The 19,040-nt window shown below is 71.9% G+C and carries 11 protein-coding genes and 1 pseudogene; 5 read left to right on the top strand and 7 right to left on the bottom strand.

Features of this window, described 5'->3' with window-relative positions:
• Window positions 1-103: 103 nt before the first annotated feature.
• Together D7V97_RS12825 and D7V97_RS12820 are read left to right on the top strand one after the other, a co-directional pair.
• Window positions 104-1,645 carry a HAMP domain-containing sensor histidine kinase gene (locus D7V97_RS12825; RefSeq protein ID WP_120610908.1) on the top strand — a complete coding sequence of 514 codons (1,542 nt, stop codon included), beginning with the start codon at window positions 104-106 and terminating at the stop codon, window positions 1,643-1,645.
• Window positions 1,642-2,964: a pitrilysin family protein gene (locus D7V97_RS12820; RefSeq protein ID WP_120610907.1), complete on the top strand. Its 1,323-nt coding sequence runs from the start codon at window positions 1,642-1,644 to the stop codon at window positions 2,962-2,964. The genes D7V97_RS12825 and D7V97_RS12820 overlap by 4 nt, the downstream gene beginning before the upstream one ends.
• Here the strand turns inward: D7V97_RS12820 and D7V97_RS12815 are convergent.
• Window positions 2,942-4,255 (bottom strand): lipopolysaccharide assembly protein LapB, encoded by a 1,314-nt coding sequence (locus D7V97_RS12815; RefSeq protein WP_233582731.1) that lies wholly within the window; start codon window positions 4,253-4,255, stop codon window positions 2,942-2,944. The genes D7V97_RS12820 and D7V97_RS12815 overlap by 23 nt on opposite strands.
• 55 nt (window positions 4,256-4,310) lie before the next feature.
• Here D7V97_RS12815 and D7V97_RS12810 point away from each other — a divergent pair, with 55 nt between their 5' ends.
• Window positions 4,311-4,655 carry a hypothetical protein gene (locus D7V97_RS12810; protein ID WP_120610905.1) on the top strand — a complete coding sequence of 115 codons (345 nt, stop codon included), beginning with the start codon at window positions 4,311-4,313 and terminating at the stop codon, window positions 4,653-4,655.
• Between the two features lie 28 nt (window positions 4,656-4,683).
• Here D7V97_RS12810 and D7V97_RS12805 read toward each other — a convergent pair whose 3' ends face one another.
• Window positions 4,684-5,283, bottom strand: coding sequence for an RNA methyltransferase (locus D7V97_RS12805; protein WP_120610904.1), 600 nt, complete (start codon window positions 5,281-5,283; stop codon window positions 4,684-4,686).
• A gap of 110 nt (window positions 5,284-5,393) precedes the next feature.
• Window positions 5,394-6,431: an AraC family transcriptional regulator gene (locus tag D7V97_RS12800; RefSeq protein ID WP_120610903.1), complete on the bottom strand. Its 1,038-nt coding sequence runs from the start codon at window positions 6,429-6,431 to the stop codon at window positions 5,394-5,396.
• A gap of 132 nt (window positions 6,432-6,563) precedes the next feature.
• Between D7V97_RS12800 and D7V97_RS12795 the strand changes: the two genes are divergently transcribed.
• On the top strand, window positions 6,564-7,943 hold the full coding sequence (locus tag D7V97_RS12795; RefSeq protein ID WP_120610902.1) for a cytochrome P450: 1,380 nt from the start codon (window positions 6,564-6,566) through the stop codon (window positions 7,941-7,943).
• Window positions 7,944-7,958: 15 nt separating this feature from the next.
• On the opposite strand, the gene D7V97_RS12790 is transcribed toward D7V97_RS12795, so the two are convergent.
• Genes D7V97_RS12790 through D7V97_RS12775 form a run of 4 tightly spaced genes read right to left on the bottom strand, consistent with a single transcriptional unit; the run spans window position 7,959 to window position 18,669 of the window.
• Window positions 7,959-9,458 carry a DUF4388 domain-containing protein gene (locus D7V97_RS12790; protein ID WP_120610901.1) on the bottom strand — a complete coding sequence of 500 codons (1,500 nt, stop codon included), beginning with the start codon at window positions 9,456-9,458 and terminating at the stop codon, window positions 7,959-7,961.
• An 18-nt stretch (window positions 9,459-9,476) separates the two neighbouring features.
• Entirely contained in the window at window positions 9,477-11,327 is a 1,851-nt protein-coding gene (locus tag D7V97_RS12785) for a response regulator (RefSeq protein ID WP_120610900.1), read from the bottom strand.
• A 34-nt stretch (window positions 11,328-11,361) separates the two neighbouring features.
• A complete protein-coding gene (gene dapF, locus D7V97_RS12780) occupies window positions 11,362-12,213 on the bottom strand; it encodes a diaminopimelate epimerase (protein ID WP_120610899.1) in 852 nt (283 codons plus the stop codon).
• Between the two features lie 24 nt (window positions 12,214-12,237).
• Window positions 12,238-18,669: a methyltransferase domain-containing protein gene (locus tag D7V97_RS12775; protein WP_233582729.1), complete on the bottom strand. Its 6,432-nt coding sequence runs from the start codon at window positions 18,667-18,669 to the stop codon at window positions 12,238-12,240.
• 129 nt (window positions 18,670-18,798) lie between these two features.
• Between D7V97_RS12775 and D7V97_RS12770 the strand changes: the two are divergent.
• Window positions 18,799-19,040: pseudogene (locus D7V97_RS12770) on the top strand (IF-2 protein); the annotation flags it as partial.

Here is a 19,040-nt window from a genome sequence, read left to right as displayed (position 1 = left end):
ACCAGACGCAGTCTGGACGGTCGGGAGGAGCGGAAGCAGGCGGCCTGCCCGGGATTGCGCTGTAATGCGCGGGCCCCAGGACGTATGTCCTGTCCCCTCCCGCATGAAGCTCTCGCTCGCCACCCGCATCTTCCTGGGCTACGCGCTGGTGCTGCTGACGTTCGGGGCGGTGTCCCTCTTCAGCGTGGCGGAGCTGCACCGCAACCGCTTGGAGATCCGCCTCGTCAGCCAGGGCTACCTCCAGCTCTCCCAGGACGCCGCCGCGCTGGAGACCTTCCAGACCAGCCAGGAGAAGGACACCGAGCGCGTCCTGGAGCAGAACAGCGTGGAGACCCGCCGCGCGCTCATCCGGCTCGCCAGCCTGTACTACTCGCCCCAGATGGCCCAGCGCCTGGAGGCCGCCCGCGCCAAGGCCCGCGAGGTGCTCACCTTCGCGCCCGAGGGCGAGGTGCCCTTCGTCAAGGAGCTCGACTCGCGCTTCGGGGAGCTGTCGAAGAACTCCCTCGCCTACGGCCGCGCGGTGGAGGCCGTGTTCGCCGCGCTCGCATCCGAGTCCCCCGAAGGCGCGGAAGTCACGCGCGCCACCGCCGAGCTGCGCCAGTTGGAGGCCATCATCGGCCGCGAGCTGCGCGTGCTGCGCGCCACGCTGGGCAACCGCATCCGCGAGCGCGTGGACGGCGCCGAGGAGCGCGAGCGCCGCACCGGCCTCACCATCATCGCGCTGTCCATCATGGCCATTGGCGTGGGCGTGGGCGTCACCGCGTGGTCCGCCCGCACGCTGCGCCCGGTGCGCACCCTCATCGAGGGCGTGTCGCGCATCGGCCGGGGTGACTACTCCGCCCAACTGGGCGTGCGAGGCGAGGACGAGGTCGCGCTGCTCGCACGCGAGTTCGACCAGATGGCCCGCTCCCTCCAGGCCCGCGAAGCACAGCTCAAGTCCCAGGCCGAGGCGCTGATGCGCGCCGAGCAGCTCGCCGCCGTGGGCCGCATCTCCGCGCAGATCGTCCACGAGGTGCGAAACCCCCTGTCCTCCATCGGCCTCAACGTGGAGCTGCTCCAGGACGCGGTGGCCACCGCGCAGTTCGACTCCTCCGACACCGCCTCCGAGGCCCGCGAGCTGCTCGCCGCCGTCACCCACGAGGTGGACCGCCTCACCGACGTCACCGAGCAGTACCTGCGCATGGCCCGCCCCGCGCGGCCGGACCTGGAGCCGGAGGACATCACCGCGGTGCTGGATGGCGTGCTCGACTTCACGCGCGAGGAGCTGGTGCGCGCGGGCGTGGAGGTGGTGCGCGACTTCGCCCCTGGCACGCCCCGGGTGCTCGCGGATCAGGGCCAGCTGCGCCAGGTGTTCCTCAACCTCTTGCGCAACAGCCGCGAGGCCATGCCGTCAGGGGGCAGGCTCACCGTGGCCACCGCCCCCCGCGAGGGCGACGTGGAGGTCACCGTGCGCGACACCGGCAACGGCATGACGGAGGAGGTCCGCCGCCACCTCTTCGAGCCGTTCTTCACCACCAAGGAGGGCGGCACGGGCCTGGGGCTCGCGGTCAGCCAGCAAATCCTCCAGGCCCACGGGGGCTCGCTCTCCTGCCAGAGTATTCCCGGCCAGGGGACGACCTTCGTGTTAAGGCTTCCCTGCGCATGAGCTTTAAACCGTTCCGGGACGTGCTGCCCTCCGGGCTCCGCGTCGTCACCGTCGAGACGCCCCACCTGCACACCGCACTGCTGGCCGTGTACGTGCGGACCGGCAGCCGCCACGAGACGGTGGCCAACAACGGCGTCAGCCACTTCCTGGAGCACCTCTTCTTCCGGGGCAGCGAGGGCTGGCCGGACACCGTGAAGATGAACGCCGCCGTGGAAGAGGTGGGCGGCAACCTCAACGGCGCCACCACCCGCGACCACGGCTACTACTACACGCCGCTGCACCCGTCGCACCTGCGCGTGGGCATGGACGTCATCGGCGACATGCTCACCCGCCCCCGCCTCACCGACATGGAGGTGGAGCGGCAGATCATCCTGGAGGAAATGCTGGATGAGGTGGACGACAAGGGGCGCGACATCGACCTGGACAACCTGTCCAAGCGCATCCTCTTCCCCGACCATCCGCTGGCCCTGAAGATCGCCGGCACCCGCGAGTCCGTGCAGGCCCTCACCCACGAGCAGGTGCGCGAGCACTTCGCGCGGCACTACGTGGCCGGCAACATGGTCGTCACCGCTGCGGGCCGCGTACGCCACTCGGAAGTGATTGCACTGGCGGAGCGCGCCTTCGCCCACCTGCCGCGCGGCGAGGCCTCCGTGGAAGCCCCGCCGCCCGTCATCGGGCCCGGGCCGCACTTCCACTTCGTGCTGCACGACGAGTCGCAGACGGAGTTCAAGCTCACCTTCCGCGCCGTGCCGGAGCAGCACGAGGACTACCCCGCGCTCCAGATTCTGCGGCGCCTCCTGGACGACGGCCTGTCGTCGCGGCTGCCGTTTGAAATCGTGGAGAAGCGCGGCCTTGCGTACTCCGTGCACGCGGGGCTGGACACGTACCACGACACCGGCCTGTTCGAGATTGAAGCCGCCAGCGCGCCGGAGAAGGCGTCGCAGGTGGTGGCCGAGTCGCTGCGGGTGCTCGCCGCGCTGTGCGACGAAGAGGTGGGCGAGGAGGAGCTGAACCGCGCCAAGCGCCGCCACCGCATGCTGCTGGAGTTCTCCCAGGACTCACCGGGTGAATTGGCCGGGTGGTTTGGCGGCACGGAGCTGTTCCGCACCCCGGAGACGTTCAGCCACCGCGCGGACCTGGTGGACCGCCAGACGGCCGCGCAGGTGCGCGACGCGGCCCGGCGCTACTTCACCCGCGAGAACCTGCTCGTCGTCGCGGTGGGCCAGAAGAAGGGCCTGAAGGCGCTGGAGAAGGTGGTGGCGGAAGCGGGACTGCCCTCCTCCGCCCCGTCCACCGTCAGCGCCGTCCGCCGCGGATGATGAGGGGGCCCGTCGGGGCCTTCTTCTTCTTCGGCGTGGCCTTGTCGATGGCCTTCTGGATGCGCAGGTAGTCGGGGTTCGTCGGCTCGCGCTGCAGGGCCTCTTCAATCAGCTTCTTGCCGCGCGGCAGCTGCGTCTCGAACTGCGCGTAGAGGTTCGCGAGCGCGGCCTTCTCGTCCACGGCCGCATCGCCCAACCCCAACAGGCGCTCCAACGTCACCTGCGCCTCCGGCTTGCGCCCCGCCTTCAGGTGCAGCCGCCACATGCGCGAGAGCGCGGGGCTGAAGCCGGGCTCCGCCTTGAGGGCGAAGCGGTAGCTGTCCTCGGCGGCGCGCGGGTCGTCCTGGTCCTCCAGCACCCGGCCGCGCACGTACAGCCCGCGGGCGAGCCGGGGCTTCAGGTGCAGCGCGCGGTCCACCAGCTGCTGCGCCTCCGACGCTCGGCCCTGGGCCCGGACGATGTCCGCCAGCCACGCGAGCGCCTCCGCGTTGTCCTCGTCGTCCTGCAGCAGGGCCTTGAGGGCGCTCTCGGCCTCCGCCGGGCGGCCCAGCGCCATCAGTACGCGGGCCTTCATGGCCACCACGTCCGTCGTCGCCGCGTCCGCCGGGGGCACGGCCTGGAGGTCCGCCTCCGCGAGGTCCGAGTAGCCGCTCATCAGGAAGTAGCGCGCCCGCAGGAGGCGTGCGGCGGTGAACTCCGGTGAGGCCTGGAGCACGCGGTCCATCAGGTTGGCCGCGAGCAGCTCCTCGCCCTTCATGAGCAGGATCTCGGCCTCCACCGTCTTCGTCGCGGCGTCGTCCGGGTTCTCCCGGAGGATGCGCTCCAGCGTGGTGAAGGCGTCCTCGGCCAGCCCCTGTCGGGCCTGGAGCCGCGCCAGGGCGAGGATGTCCTCGTGGGACAGCTTGCCCTCGTTGCGCAGCGCCACCAGCGTGGAGATGGCCTGGGCGCCCTGCCCTTCCCGCAGGTACAGGTCCGCGAGCTGCTTCTGGATGACGGGGTCGCTGCCCGGCAGCAGCGCTTCGGCCTGCTTGAGCGTGAGGATGGACGCGCCGGGGTTGCCGCCCAGCCGGTGGGCCTCCGCCAGGAGCAGCAGCGGCTCCACGCTCTCTGGCGCGGAGTTGGACGCCTTCTGGAGCGCGGCGATGGCGCGGCCGTAGTTGCCGTTCGTCAGGGCCTCACGGCCTTCGGAGAGGGAGGTCTGGACCTGGGTGGCTTGCGTCTGGGCGGCTGCTGTCTCCGGGTCCTTGCAGGCAAGCGGCAGGAGCAGGACGAGCGTCCAGGAACGGGTCAAAAATCGCTGAGGCATCGATGAGGCACAGGGTAGCGGATGTTATCCTTCCCCGTCGATGGACCCCTTCGTGCGCCGCCTCGTCGAGAGGCTTCATGACCCTGGCCGGCCGCTGTCGCGGAACCGGCACTTCCACACCTTCGACACCCCCGAGGGTCGGATGGCGCTGAAGGTGTTCCGCCGGCTGCGCAGCCTCCAGCAGGACATCCTCGCCTGTCAGAACGAAGGCCGCCGGGCCCGCATCTCGCGCCACGTCAATCCGGCCGGAGAGCACCGCATTGAAATCTGGATGGAGCGCGTGGCGGGACGCCGCGTGTCGATGATCCAGCCCGCGGAGTACGAGCTGCTCGTCCGCCTCCCCGGTGTCCGCGACGCGCTGGAGGTCCGCGAGGAGGCCGCCTGAGCGCAGGCGGCCTTCCGGTCCAGAAGCTTCAGAACACCCAGGGCCCCAGCCCCGTGGGTGCCCCGTCACACGCCGCCCGCAGCCGCGCCTGGGCGTCCTCGTAGGAGAGCCGGGCCGCGTCCACCTTCAGCTCCGGCGAGGCCCAGTCCCGCCACGAGCGCAGCACCGCGACGTGGCGTCCGTCCTCCTGCTGCGTTTCGGAGAAGTGGACCAGCAGGCGCTCCTCCAGGGCTTCGCGCGCCTTGGTCCACGGGCCCTCCTTGTCCAGCAGGACGCGCTTGTCGCGCTCCACGGTGGAGAGCAGCGAGCGGGCCTCGGTGGACAGGCCTTGCAGGGAAGGACGACGGCGCGAGGGTTCCATCGCGACGCGGTAGACGGACGCCCACAGCGTGGGGTCCACGAAGGCCACCTTGCCCTCCACCAGTCGCACCGCGAGCACGTCCGGCGACGCGCGCAGCTGGCGCCCCAGCCGGTACGCAAGCCGCCCCTTCGCGTGGTCGCGCCAGCTCCCGGTGGGCCGGCCGCCCATGACCTGTTCGACGAGGGACGTGGGCCCGTGCGTGGGCACCTCCGTGATGACGTGGCGCGTGCGCACCAGCTCCTCCGCGTCCCGCAGCGTCTTGATCATCCGTGCTCCCCTCTCCTGGGGCGCGAGGGATGCCGCGCCCCAGGTGAAAACCTTCCGCGCCGGGCACGGATTCCAACGCCTGCCTGCTGGGACCGCCCAGGCCTTGGCGCCTACGGAGAGCCGTCCTTCGCGCCCTGGGCCTGCTGCCAGTGGCCCGGTGTCGTGCCGCTCCACCGTCGGAAGGCGCGAGCGAAGGCACTGGGGTCGCTGAAGCCCAGGAGGAAGGCGATTTCAAAGTGGGGCAGCAGCCCGTCGCGCAGGAACTGGAAGGCACGGTCGCGGCGCACCGCGTCCTCCAGGCCCGCGAACGTGACGCCCTCTTCGCGCAGCCGACGCTGGAGCGTGCGCTCACTCACCGCGAGCCGCGACGAGACGTCCGCGGGCACCAGGTCCCCCGTGCGGGGCTGGGCCGCGAGCACCTCCTCCACGCGCTCGCGCCAGGAGCGGGTTTCGTGCGTCAACAGCTCCGCGAGCTCCGCCTCCGCACGGGCGTGGAGCAGGTTGCCCAGCTCGATGTCCGCGTGGCGGATGGGGAGCCTCGCGGCGGCGGCGTCCCCTTCCACGAAGTACGCGCTCGCGTCGTATTCGGCGGCGATGCCCAGGAAGTCCTCCACGGCGTCGGAGGCCGCGTGGCGCGGGTGCGCGAAGCAGACGCGCGTGGGCCGCCAGTTCTCGCCGCTGAGGATGCGGGCGCTGGACACCAGCGTCACCAGGAGCCCCTCCGGCGGGTGTTGGAGCTGGGGGGCCCACGCGTCGAGCGGATCCAGGTGCAGCTCCACGCGCATCCCGCCCGCGGTCTGGAGAACGCGCCACTGCGTGCGCGGATCCAACAGCGCGTTGATGCGGCAGTAGCGTTGGAGGGACGTGCCCAGGTCGGGGCTGTTGACGAGCACGTAGCCCACGAGCCCCACGTGCGTGGGCTCCACTGCCTGCGCGAGCCGCAGGGCCAGCGGCTCCGTGCCGCCCACCTCCACGAGCAGGGTCCACAGGCGTTGCAGCGCGGTGTACGGCACCCGCACGTCCGGCCGCGCGAGCTGCTCCTCGTCCACGCCCACGGTCTCGACCAGGCGCGCGCGAGGGATTCCCAGTGACTCACCGACATGGAACAGCGGGCGGAAGAGGGAGGACTGGAGCGTCTGGGGACGCATCGCGGGGCAGCATGGCCCAGCACGCCCGGCCGCCGCAACGCGCGGTGGCGCCACAGGACAACGCGTTGGCGCCCGGGGCCCATGCGCCGGGGCTTCGGGCGCGGGATATCTCCCGCCAGGAGGAGTCACCCGATGACCACCGCCGCCGTTACCCGCCTTGCGCCCGGCCCGAAGGGCCACCTGTTGATGGGCGTGCTGCCCCAGGTGCAGCGCGACCTGTTGGGCTTCCTCAAGACCACCGTGCGCGAGTACGGGGACGTGTCGAGCTACCGCCTGGGCCCGGTGAAGTCGCACCTCATCGCGCACCCGGATGGCGTGCGCCACGTGTTGCAGGACCACGTGAAGAACTACACGAAGGACCACCTCTCGTACCGGATGGGCAGTTGGATCGCCGGCAACGGGCTGCTCACGAGCCGGGGAGACTTCTGGCTGCGGCAGCGGCGGCTGGCCCAGCCCGCGTTCCACCGGCAGCGCATCGCGGGCATGGCCACGCGGATGGTCCAGACCACCGGGGAGATGCTCGAGCGCTGGGACACGGCCGCGGCGCAGGGGACGCCCGTGGGTGTCACCGGGGAGATGATGCGGCTGTCGTTGAGCATCGTTGGTGACGCGCTCTTCGGCACCTCCGTGGACGCGCAGGCCGCGCAGGTGGGCGAGGCCTTCAACGAGCTCAGCCGGCAGATCGCCGCCCGGTTCCGTTCGATGCGCCTCTTGCCGCCCATCCTGCCCACGCGCGAGGACCGGGCCTTCCGCGCCGCGCGCACCACGCTGCGTGCGACGGTGCAGGGCATCATCACGCAGCGGCGCCAGCGCGAAGAGGACACCGGCGATCTGCTCTCCATGTTGATGGCCGCGCGTGACGAGGACACGGGCACGGGCATGACGGACACGCAGCTGGGCGACGAGGTCCTGACGATGCTGCTCGCGGGCCATGAGACCACGGCCACGACGCTGGCCTGGACGTGGGGGCTCCTGTCGAAGCATCCGGAGGCCGAGGCCCGGCTGCACGCGGAATTGGACGCGGTGCTCGGGGGCCGCGCGCCCACGGCGGAGGACGTGCCGAAGCTGGGCTACACGCGGCAGGTGGTGGAGGAGGCGATGCGGCTGTTTCCGGCAGCGGTCATCTTCAGCCGCACGGCGCAGGAGGAGGACGTCATCGGAGGCTTCCGGATTCCGAAGGGCAGCGCGGTGGACGTGAGCCCCTACGTCACCCACCGCCACCCGGACTTCTGGGAGGAGCCGGAGGCCTTCCGTCCGGAGCGCTTCGCCCCTGAGGCCGCGGCGAAGCGCCACCGCTTCGCCTGGTTCCCGTTCAGCGGAGGGCCGCGCCAGTGCATCGGCAACGGCTTCGCGATGATGGAGTCGCAGCTCGTGCTGGCCATGGTCGCCCAGCGCTACCAGCTGCGCGAAGCACCCGGGTTCTCGCTGCAACCCGAGTCGCATCTGTCATTGAGGCCCCAGGGCGGACTGCCCATGTACCTGGAGCGCCGCAGCCCCGCGGCCCGTTCTTGATGACCGCCGGTTGCGTCAGGGAGGCGTGACGGACGCGCGCTGAACCTGCGACACCCCGGGCAGCGTGGGCGCGGGGTTGAGCGCCTGGAGGAGCATCGCGCGCAGGGCGTCCGTGAGGTCCTCGCCCGGGGCGCTCACGCCCGCCGGAGCGCCCTGCAACGGCGCGGGGATCTCCGTGCCCACCACCACGATGGGGATGCGCACCTCCCAGGCCAGGTAGTGCGCCAGCTTCACCGCCGGCTCGGACGTGTCCATCAACAGCGCGCCAATGGCACCCGCGCTGAACGGACGCCACAGCGGACGCGCGGCCTCCGCGGGCGGCAGCACGCAGAAGTCCACGTTCAGCACGTCGCTCAACTCCAGGCGGCCCAGCGTCCCGAAGCCGCTCTTCACCGCGGTGGGATCCGCCGACAGCGCCTCCAGGCCCGGCACCCGCGCCAACACGCGTCGCGCCGCGGAGGAACCGCTGCCGCACACGAACACCTTCGCGGTGGCCACCTTCGTCGTGGCCCGCGTGCGCAACAGGCGGCCTCGCAGCGCGTGCACCTCCGCCGCGCCAATCAGGTCTCCCGCGCCCAGGTTCTGGCCTTCGCTCTCCGTCGGGCGCGCCATGCCCTTCTGGAGCAGCGTGGACAGCACGCCCAGCACCTCCATGTCCGTGGCGGGCGCCAGGTCCAGCACCTCGCCCAGGGCGCGCGGCTGGCGCAGCAACTCCATCACCTGCGCCGTCACCGGGTGCTGCGCTTCGGACAGGTCCACCTCCGGCGCCAGCATCAGCCGCGTGTGGCGCGGAGGCAGGCCGGGCAACAGCCGGTTCACCTCGTCCGACTGCCGCATGCCCTCCAGCAGCGCGTCGTCCATCGCGCGGTTGATGCGGGGGCGCGCCGCGTTGGTGCCGGGCGTGAACGTGAAGTTGCCCTCCGTCCACGACAGCAGCCGGAACAGCGCCTTCTCCCCTTCCACCCGCCCCAGCCGCGCGTTCACCGTGCGGCCGTCGGAGACGATGATCTCCCCGCGCTCCGCGCCGCGCTCCAGCGACAGCTTGCCGTTGCGCTTGTTCATCCCGAGGATCTGCATCAGGTCCGGGATGCTGAGCTGGCTGAGCGACCCTTCAATCTCCTGCTGCTCGCTCTTGAGGTCTTTCGCCGCTTCGTTGCGCCGGAAGATGTGCTCGATGCGGCTGAGCACCTCGTCCAGGTTGAACGGCTTGCGCAGCATGCCGTCCCGGGGGCCCCGCGCGCGGTCCGTGTCCAGGCTGGACGTGGTGAGGACCACCGGGATGTCCTCGGTGCGCGGGTTGGTGCGCAGGATTTGAACGAACGTGCGCGCGTCCAGGAGCCGGCACGCCTCGTCGAAGAGGGTCAGGTCCGGGTGCCGCAGCACCGCGACTTCCAGAGCGCGCGAGCCGTCCGGCGCGTAGTGCACCTGGTAGCCCTTCGTGCGCAGCGCGCGCGACAGGGCGCGCACCGAGTCGAGGTCGGGGTCGGCGATGAGGATCTTCCGCACCTGGGCCACGGTCGCACTTCCGCTTCGTCAGTAGGGCTGCAGGTCGTACTCGGCCTGCAGCTTGGAGATGAGCCCGTCCACCACCGCGGTGTCCGAGGTGTGGAACCCCCACGTCGCGCCACGCCCGCGCCGTTGGATGAGCGCGTACGACGCGCTCTCCGACAGCCAGAGGATGAACTCGTGGCGCGCCACCCGCTCGTCCCCTTCCAGGAACACCGGCGTGAGCGCCGCGTGCGACTCCAGGTCCACGCGCCGGCCCAGCAGGTAGATGCGCGAGGACAGGTCCGGCGGCGCCTGCTCCAGGCCGACGGCGAGTGGCAGATCCGCGCGGATCTCCGGCCCCCCCACGTAGAGCAGCCCGCGCGAGCCCGGGTCGCGCACCAGCTCGCGGGCGATCTCCACCTGGAGCTCGTCGAAGAGCACGTCCGCCACCTTGCCCCGGCGGCTGGGTTCGGCCCGGTCATCCGTGGGCAGTCGCGGGCTGTTGGGCGTGCCCAGGAGCAGGTCCACCTCGTCCCAGAACGGCAGCCCGTCCAGCATCAGCCGGCGCTGGAGCGATGCGCGGCGCTCGTCCATGCGGCGGCGGCAGCGGTGCACCAGTTCGTCGAAGTCCTCCCCGTCCTTCGGGAAGGTGCTGGCGCCGCCCACGAGCGCCAGGGGCAGGCGCTGCTCCACGTCCTGCACCTCCGCCTCGTCGCGCACCGCCGCCACGGCGCGGCGCACGAACATCATCGCGCCGAAGAAGTCCGTCTCCGGCAAGAGGAGGTAGAACTCCTGGTCGCTCGCCTTCGCGATGACGTCCGAGTCACGGATGATCTTGCTGAGCGCCTTGATGATGCCGCGCACGGCCTTCTTCGCCTCGGACGCGCCCAGCCGCACGCGCACGAGCGGCAGGTTGTCGATGCTGAAGGTGAGCAGCGAGAACGTGCGCCCGTACCGCCGCGCCTTGTAGATCTCCTTGGAGGCGTAGTCGGTGAAGTAGCTGAGGTTGTACGCGGCGGTGTCGCGGTCGCGCAGGCCCAGGCGCTGGAGCGCGAGCAACTTGCGGCCGTTCTTCACGCCCACCGCGGCGAAGTCCGCCAGCACCTTCGCATCCCGCGTGTGCTCCGCGCGGAAGTCGCCAGTGAGTGGGTCGGACAGCTGCGCGAGCCCCATCACCTCTCCCGCGGCCACCAGCGGCACGTAGAGCACCGCGGAGCGCTCGTCGCGCGCGAGCCACGGCAGGGCTTCGCGCAGGCGCAGGGACAACGGCCCCTCCGGGCTCATCTTCTCCGGCAGGAACTGCTTGTCGAGCAGGCCCCGGTACGAGCGCAGGCCCAGATCTCCCCGGTCGTCCACCACCCAGAGCGCGGCGCTCTGCGCGTCACACACCGCGCCCAGGTCGGCGATGACGCGCTCCTGGAGCCACTCCAGGTCGGGATGGGACAACAGCTCCAGACAGCGCTGCTGGAGGTTGTGGAAGCGGGCGAACTCCAGGTTCTCGTCCTGGAGCCGTGAGCGCTCGTGGCGCAGCTGGGCGCGCTCCATGGCGCGGTCCACCGCGAGCAGCAGGTCCGCCTCTTCGATGGGCTTGGTGAGGCAGTCCGCCACGCCCAGGCGCAACGCGACCTCCGAGCCCTGCACGTCGGTGCGCTGGCTGACGAGGATGACCTCCTGCTCCGGGTCGCGCTCGCGCAGGCGGGCGGTGAGCGCGAAGCCGTCCACGCCGGGCATCACCACGTCGGTGAGGACCAGGTCGAACGTCGCCCGCGCCACCTCTTCCAGGGCGCGGGTGGCGTTCTCCGCGGTCACCACCCGGTGGCCGCGGCGCGACAGCAGGTCTGTGGCGAGCTGTCGGAAGAACAGGTCGTCGTCGACGACGAGGATGGAACCAGCCACGGCGCTCGGGGGAAGGAGGGAGGAATCCCGAAGGTTATCGGGCCCTTGGAAGGGCTACAACGCCTTCGAAGACGAAGGCCACCGGACCGCGGAGTCGGATGTCGGACAGGTCGTCCGGAACGCGGATGCGCAGGTCGCCGCCCGGCAGCGTGACGCGCAGCCAGGCATTCGCCGGCAGCCGCTTGCCCAGCACCGCCGCCACCGCGGAGGCGCACGCGCCCGTGCCACACGCCTGGGTGAGCCCACAGCCGCGCTCCCAGACGACGACGGTGAGGCCGTCCTCGTCCACGCGCACGAACTCCACGTTGGTGCGGTCCGGGAAGGCCGGGTGACGCTCCAGGGCAGGACCCAGGCGCTCGGCGTCCTCCAGGGGCTGGTCCAGGAGGACCAGGTGGGGATTGCCCATGTTGACGGCGGTGCCGCGCAGGTCCGCCTGGCCGGGCACGGGCGCGTCCACGAAGGGCTGCCCCGTCGTCCCCGAGGGGAGGTTCGCGGCCACCAGCCGCGCCGGGCCCATGGAGATGTCCACGCCCACCACGCCGCCATCGCCATAGCCGGGCTTGCAGGAGAGCACGCCCGCGCCCGTCTCCACGTCGATGGTCGCGGGGTGCTCGCTGGAGTGATCCACCAGGTACTTCACCGCGCAGCGCAGACCGTTGCCGCACATCTCCGCGATGCTGCCGTCGGTGTTGTGGACGACCATGCGCGCGACGCCACGGGACGAAGGCAGGAGGGCCAGCACCCCGTCCCCGCCGATGCCCCGGCGCCGGTCGCACAGCCAACGCGACTGCTCCGCGTCGATGTCCACGCCCGTGCCGCGACGGTCCAGGACGACGAAGTCGTTGCCCAGGCCGTGGTACTTGAAGATGCGCTCGCTTGCGTCCACGGGAGTAAGTCTAGACGGCGCCTTTTATTCGCGCTCGCCGACCTTCTTGGAGGGAGACGGAACGTCCAGGGCGGGCATGGCCCGGCGTGAGGCGCTGGGGGCGGCAGGGGTGCTGGCCCGGCGCAGTTCGGCCAGCTCCGCCTCCTGGGTGGCGAGCTGGTCCTGCATGGTCTCGACGTGGGCCTGGAGGACCTCCATCTCGGCGGCCATCTCCAGCACGTCCTCCGGGGGCTGGGCAGTGGACGCCTTCGCCTCCTCCAGGGCCTGCACCAGCGTCTCGCGCTCGGTCTCCAGCGTTTCGAGCCGGGCCTGCTGTTCGCGGAGGCGCGCGGCGAGCTGGTCGCGTTCGGCGCGCTCGGTCTCCAGCGTGGTGGCGCGGCCCTCCAACCGGACGCGGGCGGCGCGGGCGACCGTCAGGTCCGACTGGAGGCGCTCACGTTCGGAGTCCGCGCGGCGGGCATGGGCTTCGGCGTCAGCGGCGGCCTGGGACAGGGTGGCCACACGGGACTCCAGCGCCGCCTGTTGGGTCCGAGCGTCCGCGAGCGCGGCGGAGAGCCGGGCCTCCAGCGCCGCGAGGGCTTCGCGAGCCTGTTCGGCGGACTGCGAGAGGCGGGCTTCCAGGGCGGCCTGATCCGTCGCGGCACGCGCCAGGGCTTCCGCGAGCCGGGCGTCGTTCGCGGACCGCCCGGCCTCCGCCTGCGCGGTGAGGTCCGCGAGGCGCGCTTCCAGGTCGGCTCGCTCCTGATCCGCGCGGGTGGTGACCTCTTCGAGGCGCGCCTCGATGGCGGCCTTCTCCGTGTCGGCCTGCGCGGTGATTTCGGCGAGGCGCACTTCCAGCTCCGCCTTCTCCGTACCGGCGCTCGCGAGCGCTTCGGCGAGCCGCACTTCGAGCTCCGCCTTCTCCGTGCCGGCCTGCGCGGTGATTTCCGCGAGCCGGACCTCCAGCTCCGCCTTGTCCGTGCTGGCGCTCTGGATGCGTGCTTCCAGGTCGGCCCGCTCCTGATCCGCGCGGGCGGTGAGCTCCGCGAGCCGGGCCTCGAACGAGGACTGCGTGTCCTGGGTGTGCGTGGCGACGGAGGCCAGCCGGGCCTCCAGCTCCGCCTTCTCGGTGCTCGCGAGCGAGAGCACTTCCGCGAGCTTGGCCTCCAGTGCGTCCTGCGCCGCGCGGGCCTGGGCCATGACTTCGGCGAGCGAGGCTTCGCGCTCCGCGGCGGACTGGGCGAGCTGCTGCTCCAGGAGGGCTGCGCGCTCGTTCTCGGCGCGGGCGGACTCCGTGAGTCGGGCCGCGTCGGCGCGGGCGGTCTCCAGCTCGGAGCGCAGGGCTTCGAGTGAGGACTCCAGGTTCGTGGCCTTGCCCGCGAAGCGCCGTGCGGTCTCCAACTGCACCACGAGCAGCTCCGCATGTTCGCGCGTGGCGGCGAGCCGGTCGCTGGCGTCCACCAACTCCGCTTCCAATCGGCCGACCTGCTGTCCCCGCTCATGCAGCGCGGCGTGGGCGCGTTGCAGCTCGGAGCCCAGGCGCATCATCTCCTGGTGCGCGGCGCCCAGTCGCGCCGTGTCCGCGCGAAGGGTCGTGAGTTCCTGCTCCTTCAGCGCGAGCTGCTCGCGGATCTCCTCCAACTCCTGCTGCTGACGTTCGGCGCGGGAGAGCGCGCCCTCCCGCTGCGCTTCCATGGAGACCCGCAGCGCACCGGCCTCGCGCAACTCCTGCTCACGCGCGGCCAGGGTCTCCGTGAGACGTGCGACCCGCGCCTCGGCCTCGCGCGCGGCTTCCAGCGAACCGGTGCCCTCCGCGAGCCGGGCCTCCGCCTGCGCGAGCGAACCCTCCAGTGCCTCCAGGTTCGCGGTCTCGGCGGCGAGTCGGAACTCCACCTCCGTCAACGAGGCTTCCAGTTCGGCACGTCGCGCGGTCTCTGAGGCGTAGCGCTTCTCCGCCGCCGACAGCGCCTGCTCCAACGTAGAGAGGCGGGCGGTCTCGGAGGCCATCCGGGCTTCGGCGTCCTTCAACGACGCTTCGATTCCGGCGCGGAGCGCGGTCTCGGAGGCCTGACGGGCCTCGGCCTCCAGCAACGCAGCTTCCAGTTCGGCGCGGCGCGAGGACTCCGAGGACTGTCGGGCTTCCGCCTGCGCGAGCGACTGTTCCAGTGCGGCAAGGCGCGCGGCTTCGGAGGCGTGGCGGGCTTCGGCGTCCGCGAGCGACTGCTCGAACCGTGCGGTCTCGGAGGTGAGCCGGGCCTCCGCGTCCGCGAGGGCCTGCTGCATCACGGAGAGGCGCGCGGCCTCGGCGGTGTACCGGGCTTCGGCATCCGCGAGCGTCGCTTCCAGTTCGGCGCGACGCGCGACTTCGGAAGCGAGCCGGGCCTGCTGTTGATCCAGGTTTGTGCGCAGGGCTTCGTCGCGGGCCTGGGCGGAGGCGCGCTCCTGCTCCGCTTCGACCAGACGCTCCCGCTGCGCCGTGGCCTCCGCGCGGAGCACGGCCAGGGCCTCGCGGGCCTCCACGAGCGCGGCCTCGTCCTTCGCGCGCGACTCGCGATCGAGGGCCTCCTGCGAGCGGGCCTCGTCCAACGAGGACAGGGCCTCCACTTCGGACCTTCGCGCTTCGGTGAGCTCCGCGCGCAACTCACGGAGCGCCAGGTCCTGCGATGCCTGCGCCTGCTTCGCTTCCGTCAGCGCGGCGCGGATCTCCTCCACCTCCAGGGTACGCACCCGTGCTTCTTCCGAAGCAGTCGCCAGGGCCGCCGCGTGCGCCAGCGACGCGGCTTCATTCGCACGCTGTGCTTCGGTGAAGGCGTTCTGGACCTCCATCAAGGTCTGGCGCGTGTGCTCGAACGCGGCCTCGGTGGACAACCGCGCAGCGCGATCCGTCGTCAGCTCCGCTTCAAGCTGAGCCCGGGCTTCGCGCGTCGAAGCCAGCGAGTCTTCGGCACGGGCGCGCAGGTCGCGCTCCTCGTCGAGCGCGGCCTGGGCCGAAGCGAGGGCCTCCCCTGCCTTCGTCCGGAGCGACCGCTCTTCGTCGAGCGCCGACGCGGAGTCTTCCTTGAGCCGCGCGAGCGACTCCTCCAGACGGGCGCGTTGCGCACGCTCCTCCTCCAGGACCGTGCGAGCCACCCCGAGCGCCGCATCCAACCGGAGCCGGTCCGCTTCCAGCGCGCTCTGCGTCTCCGTCCACGAGGACGCCGAACCCTCCAGGCGGGTGCGCAGGGCGCGCTCTGCGTCCAGCGACTCCTGCACGTTCGCGAGGGCCACCTGCGCGCGGGCCTGCTGCTCACGCTCCGAGATCAACTGAGCTTGCGTGTCGGCGAGCGCCGCTTCCCACCGAGCGCTGCGCTCCTGTTCGGAGGTCAGCGACTCCTGGATCCGCGCCAGGGATTCCTGAGCGGAGGCCAGCGTCGTCTCCACCGCCTGCCGCTGACCACGCTCCGCCGCGAGGGCTTCGAGTTCGGTGGCGAGCGACTGTTCGACAGCGTCCAGCTTCGCCTGAGTGGCCTGGAGCGCGGCCTGGGCCGAAGCCCGCGCCTGCTGCTCCCGCGTCAGGTCATCCTGAACGAGCGTCGTCAGGGCTTCCGCGTCGGTCAGCTCCCGACGCAGGGACTGGAGGGAAGCCTCCAGCTCGGTGTTCCGACGCACGGCCTCTTCGTGGGCCTGATTCGACTCCGCGAGTCGGGCACCGTGCTCCCACACCTCGCGAGCCAGCGCATCCCGGGCTTCGGAGAGGGACTCCCGCAGGGTCTCTGCTTCCGAATGAGCCTCCGCGAGACGCGCATCCGCTTCGGCACGCGCGTCCTCGAGTCCCCGGGCAAGCCGGGCCGCGGCCTCGGCACGAACGCTCGCGAGCACCTGCTCCGTCTGGCCACTCGACTCGGCCCGAGCATCCGCGAGGACCTGGGCGACCCGGGCCTCCGCCTCTGCGCGCACGTCCGCGAGGGACTGGGCCGCACGGGCCTCTGCCTCCGCACGAGCGTCCGCGAGGGCCTGGGCCACACGGGCCTCTGCTTCAACACGGGCGTCCGAGAGGGTCTGGGCCGCACGAGCCTCCGCGTCCTCAAGCGCACGGGCCGCACGCGCTTCGGCTTCCTCAAGAGCCTGGGCCGCACGGGTCTCCGTATCCTCAAGAGCACGGGTCGCACGCGCTTCGGCTTCTTCCAGACGAGAGGCCAGCAACGCCTCCGTCTCCGCACGAACACGGGCCACCTCCGCATCGGCTTCCGCACGAGCCTCAACAACCGCATGCTCCCGCCGAGCCTCCGCGTCCGCCACGGCCCTCGCGAGCGCCTCATCTCGCTCAGCCTCGGTCTCGCTCCGGATCCGCGTGGCATCCGCCAACGCCTGCGCAAGCCGCGCCTCCGCCTCGCCAAGCACCCGCTGACGCTCGGCCTTCGCCTCCTCAAGGGCACTCTCAAGCCGCGCTTCCGCCTCGGCGAGCGCCCGTTGACGCTCGGCCTCCGCTTCCTCAAGAGCATGCTCAAGCCGCGCTTCCTCCTCGGCCCGGATCCGCTCAAGAGTTCGCTCCCGCTCGGCCTCCGCTTCCGCCAGCGCCTGCGCGAGCCGTGCCTCCTCCTGCTCGCGCGCATCCGCCAGCGCGCGCTCCTGCCGTCCATCCGCGTCCGAGTGCGCCGCGGCCAGCGCGTTCGTCACCCGCTCGTTGGCCTCCGCACGGGCCTCCGACAGCGCCTCCTCCAACCGCGCCTGCGCCTGGGCACGCTCCGCGTCGATGGCCTGCACGAGCGCGGCCTCCACCCGGACGCGCTCCGTCTCCGCCGCGGCCAGCCGCTGTCCCGCCGCATGCTGCGCGGACTCGACCCGCTTCTGCTCCGCCTCCAGCACCTCCAGTCGCTGCCCCGCGGCATGGAGCGCTTCCTCCAACCGCGCCGCCAGCGCCCGGGCCGCCGCCTCGCCCTGGATCCGTCCTTCCAGCTCCTGCCGCAGCCGACGTTCCGACTCACGCCCCGCGGCCAGTTCCGTCTCCAGCCCGCGCAGCCCGGCCTCGCGCTCCGCGAGCCGCGCCTCCGCGTCCTTGCGCGCCCCTTCGGCCGAGTGCATCCGCTGCTGGGCCTCGGCGAGCTCCCGCCGCGCACGCGCCAGCTCCGCTTCCTTCACCGGCACCGCGTCGCCCGCGGAGCGCGCCGAATCCTGAGCCCGGGCCAGCTCGGCCTTCAGGTGCTCCACCGCCGCCAGCGCCCCCGAGTACTGCTCCGCGATCCGCAGCTCCCGCTCGCGCGCGGCCTCGGCCTGCCGGCGCCGGTCCTCGGATCCATCCAGCGCACGCTCCGCCGCCAGCCGGTCCCGCTCCCGGTCGATGCGCAGCGTCCCCAGCTCTTCCTGCAACGTGCGCAGCTCGGTGTAGGCCTGCGTCAGCCGCTCGCGCGACTCCTCCAGCGACGTCGCCGTCTCATCGCGCCGCGCCCGCTCCAGCCGCAGCGCTTCCTGCGCCGCCAGCGCCTGCACGCCCGCGTCCGCCTGCGCACGCTGCGCGGCCTCCACTTCCAGCCGCTGCGCCGTCAGCCGCCGGTCCGCGTCCGCGATGCGCTCCGTCGCGACCTGCAACTCCAGCTCGCGCCGCCGCAGCCGGCTGCTCAGGTCATCCCGCTCGCGCGCGGACTCCACCGTGCCCCGCGCCTGCTCCAGCTGCGCGGTCAGCCGCGCCATGTCCTGCCGCGCGCCCTCCAGCGCCGGCTTCAGCGCGATGACCTCCGCCTCCCGGTCACCCACCTCCGCGCGCAGCTTGGACACCGCGTCCTTCAGCCGCCCCGCCCGCTCCTCCCACGTCTTCGCCCGGGCGGCGACCTCATCCAGTTTCCCCCGCGTGAAGGCCAGCGGCTCCGGCGGCAGCTGCACCCACGTGGGGTCCACCACGCGCGCCGGCTCCAGCCCCGCCATCACCACGAAGTACGCCGCCTCGCTGTGCCGCACGAGCGAGCCGTCCACCTGCAACCCGTCCCCGCGCTCGAACGCGAGCTGGTAGCCCAGCACCGGCGACTGCGTGGCCACCTCCACATGCGGGAAGTGCGCCGACAGCGCGTCGAGCAGCTGCCCGTACATGGGCGGCACGTCCTCTTCCGGGTCCATCAACTGCGGCAGCGCCAGCCCCGCCAGGTTGCGCAGGCCGCCCACCAGGTAGCCCTGCCGCGCCACCAGCCGCGCCAATTCCGCCAACAGCTCCGGCGCGCGCACGTACGGCGCCAGGTCCGTCACCATCACCAGGTCGAAGCTCGCCGGCTCCAGGTCGTCGTAGATGTTGGCGCGGAACCTCAGCTGCGGGTGCGCATGGGCCTTCTGGGCCGCCTCCACCGCCGCCACGTCCGCGTCGCACGCCACCACCGTGCGCGCCCCCCGCTCCACCAGGAAGCGCGCGCTCTCGCCTCCCGTGGAGGCCACGGCATCGACCTCGAGCACGCGACGGCGCGCGAACAGGCTCTCCGCGAAGATGTAGCGGGGCAGCAGCTCGCTGGGCCCCATCCGACGAAAGGTAGATTGCAAATGATGTTCCCGGGGGGCGGGAATTGTAGCGTCTGAGGCAGAGAGGTCCCAATTTCAGGGCTCTTACAAGTACGGGCGAAGTGCCCGTCCGACCGGAGGGCAGGCGACATGACCACGAATTCTCCCCAGGGTTTCGGCTACCGGGCGCGTCGCACCTTCACCCGCCTGCTCGTCTTCCTCGTCATCCTCGGCCTGGGCGGCGGCGTCGTCTTCCTCCTGGGCCAGCTCAACGCCCGCACCTTCACCCTCGTCACGGAGAACGGCGAGCTCGTCGTGATGAAGGGCCGCGCCCTGCCCACCGGCGCCACCCCCTACCGCCCCGGCGACCCCCGCCTCGCGGACACCTACGC

The sequence above is a fragment of the Corallococcus sp. CA053C genome (assembly GCF_003611675.1).
In the GTDB taxonomy this organism is placed as follows: domain Bacteria; phylum Myxococcota; class Myxococcia; order Myxococcales; family Myxococcaceae; genus Corallococcus.
The sequence above is the reverse complement of the archived record's forward strand: the minus strand, read 5'-3'. Positions and strand labels throughout refer to the sequence as shown.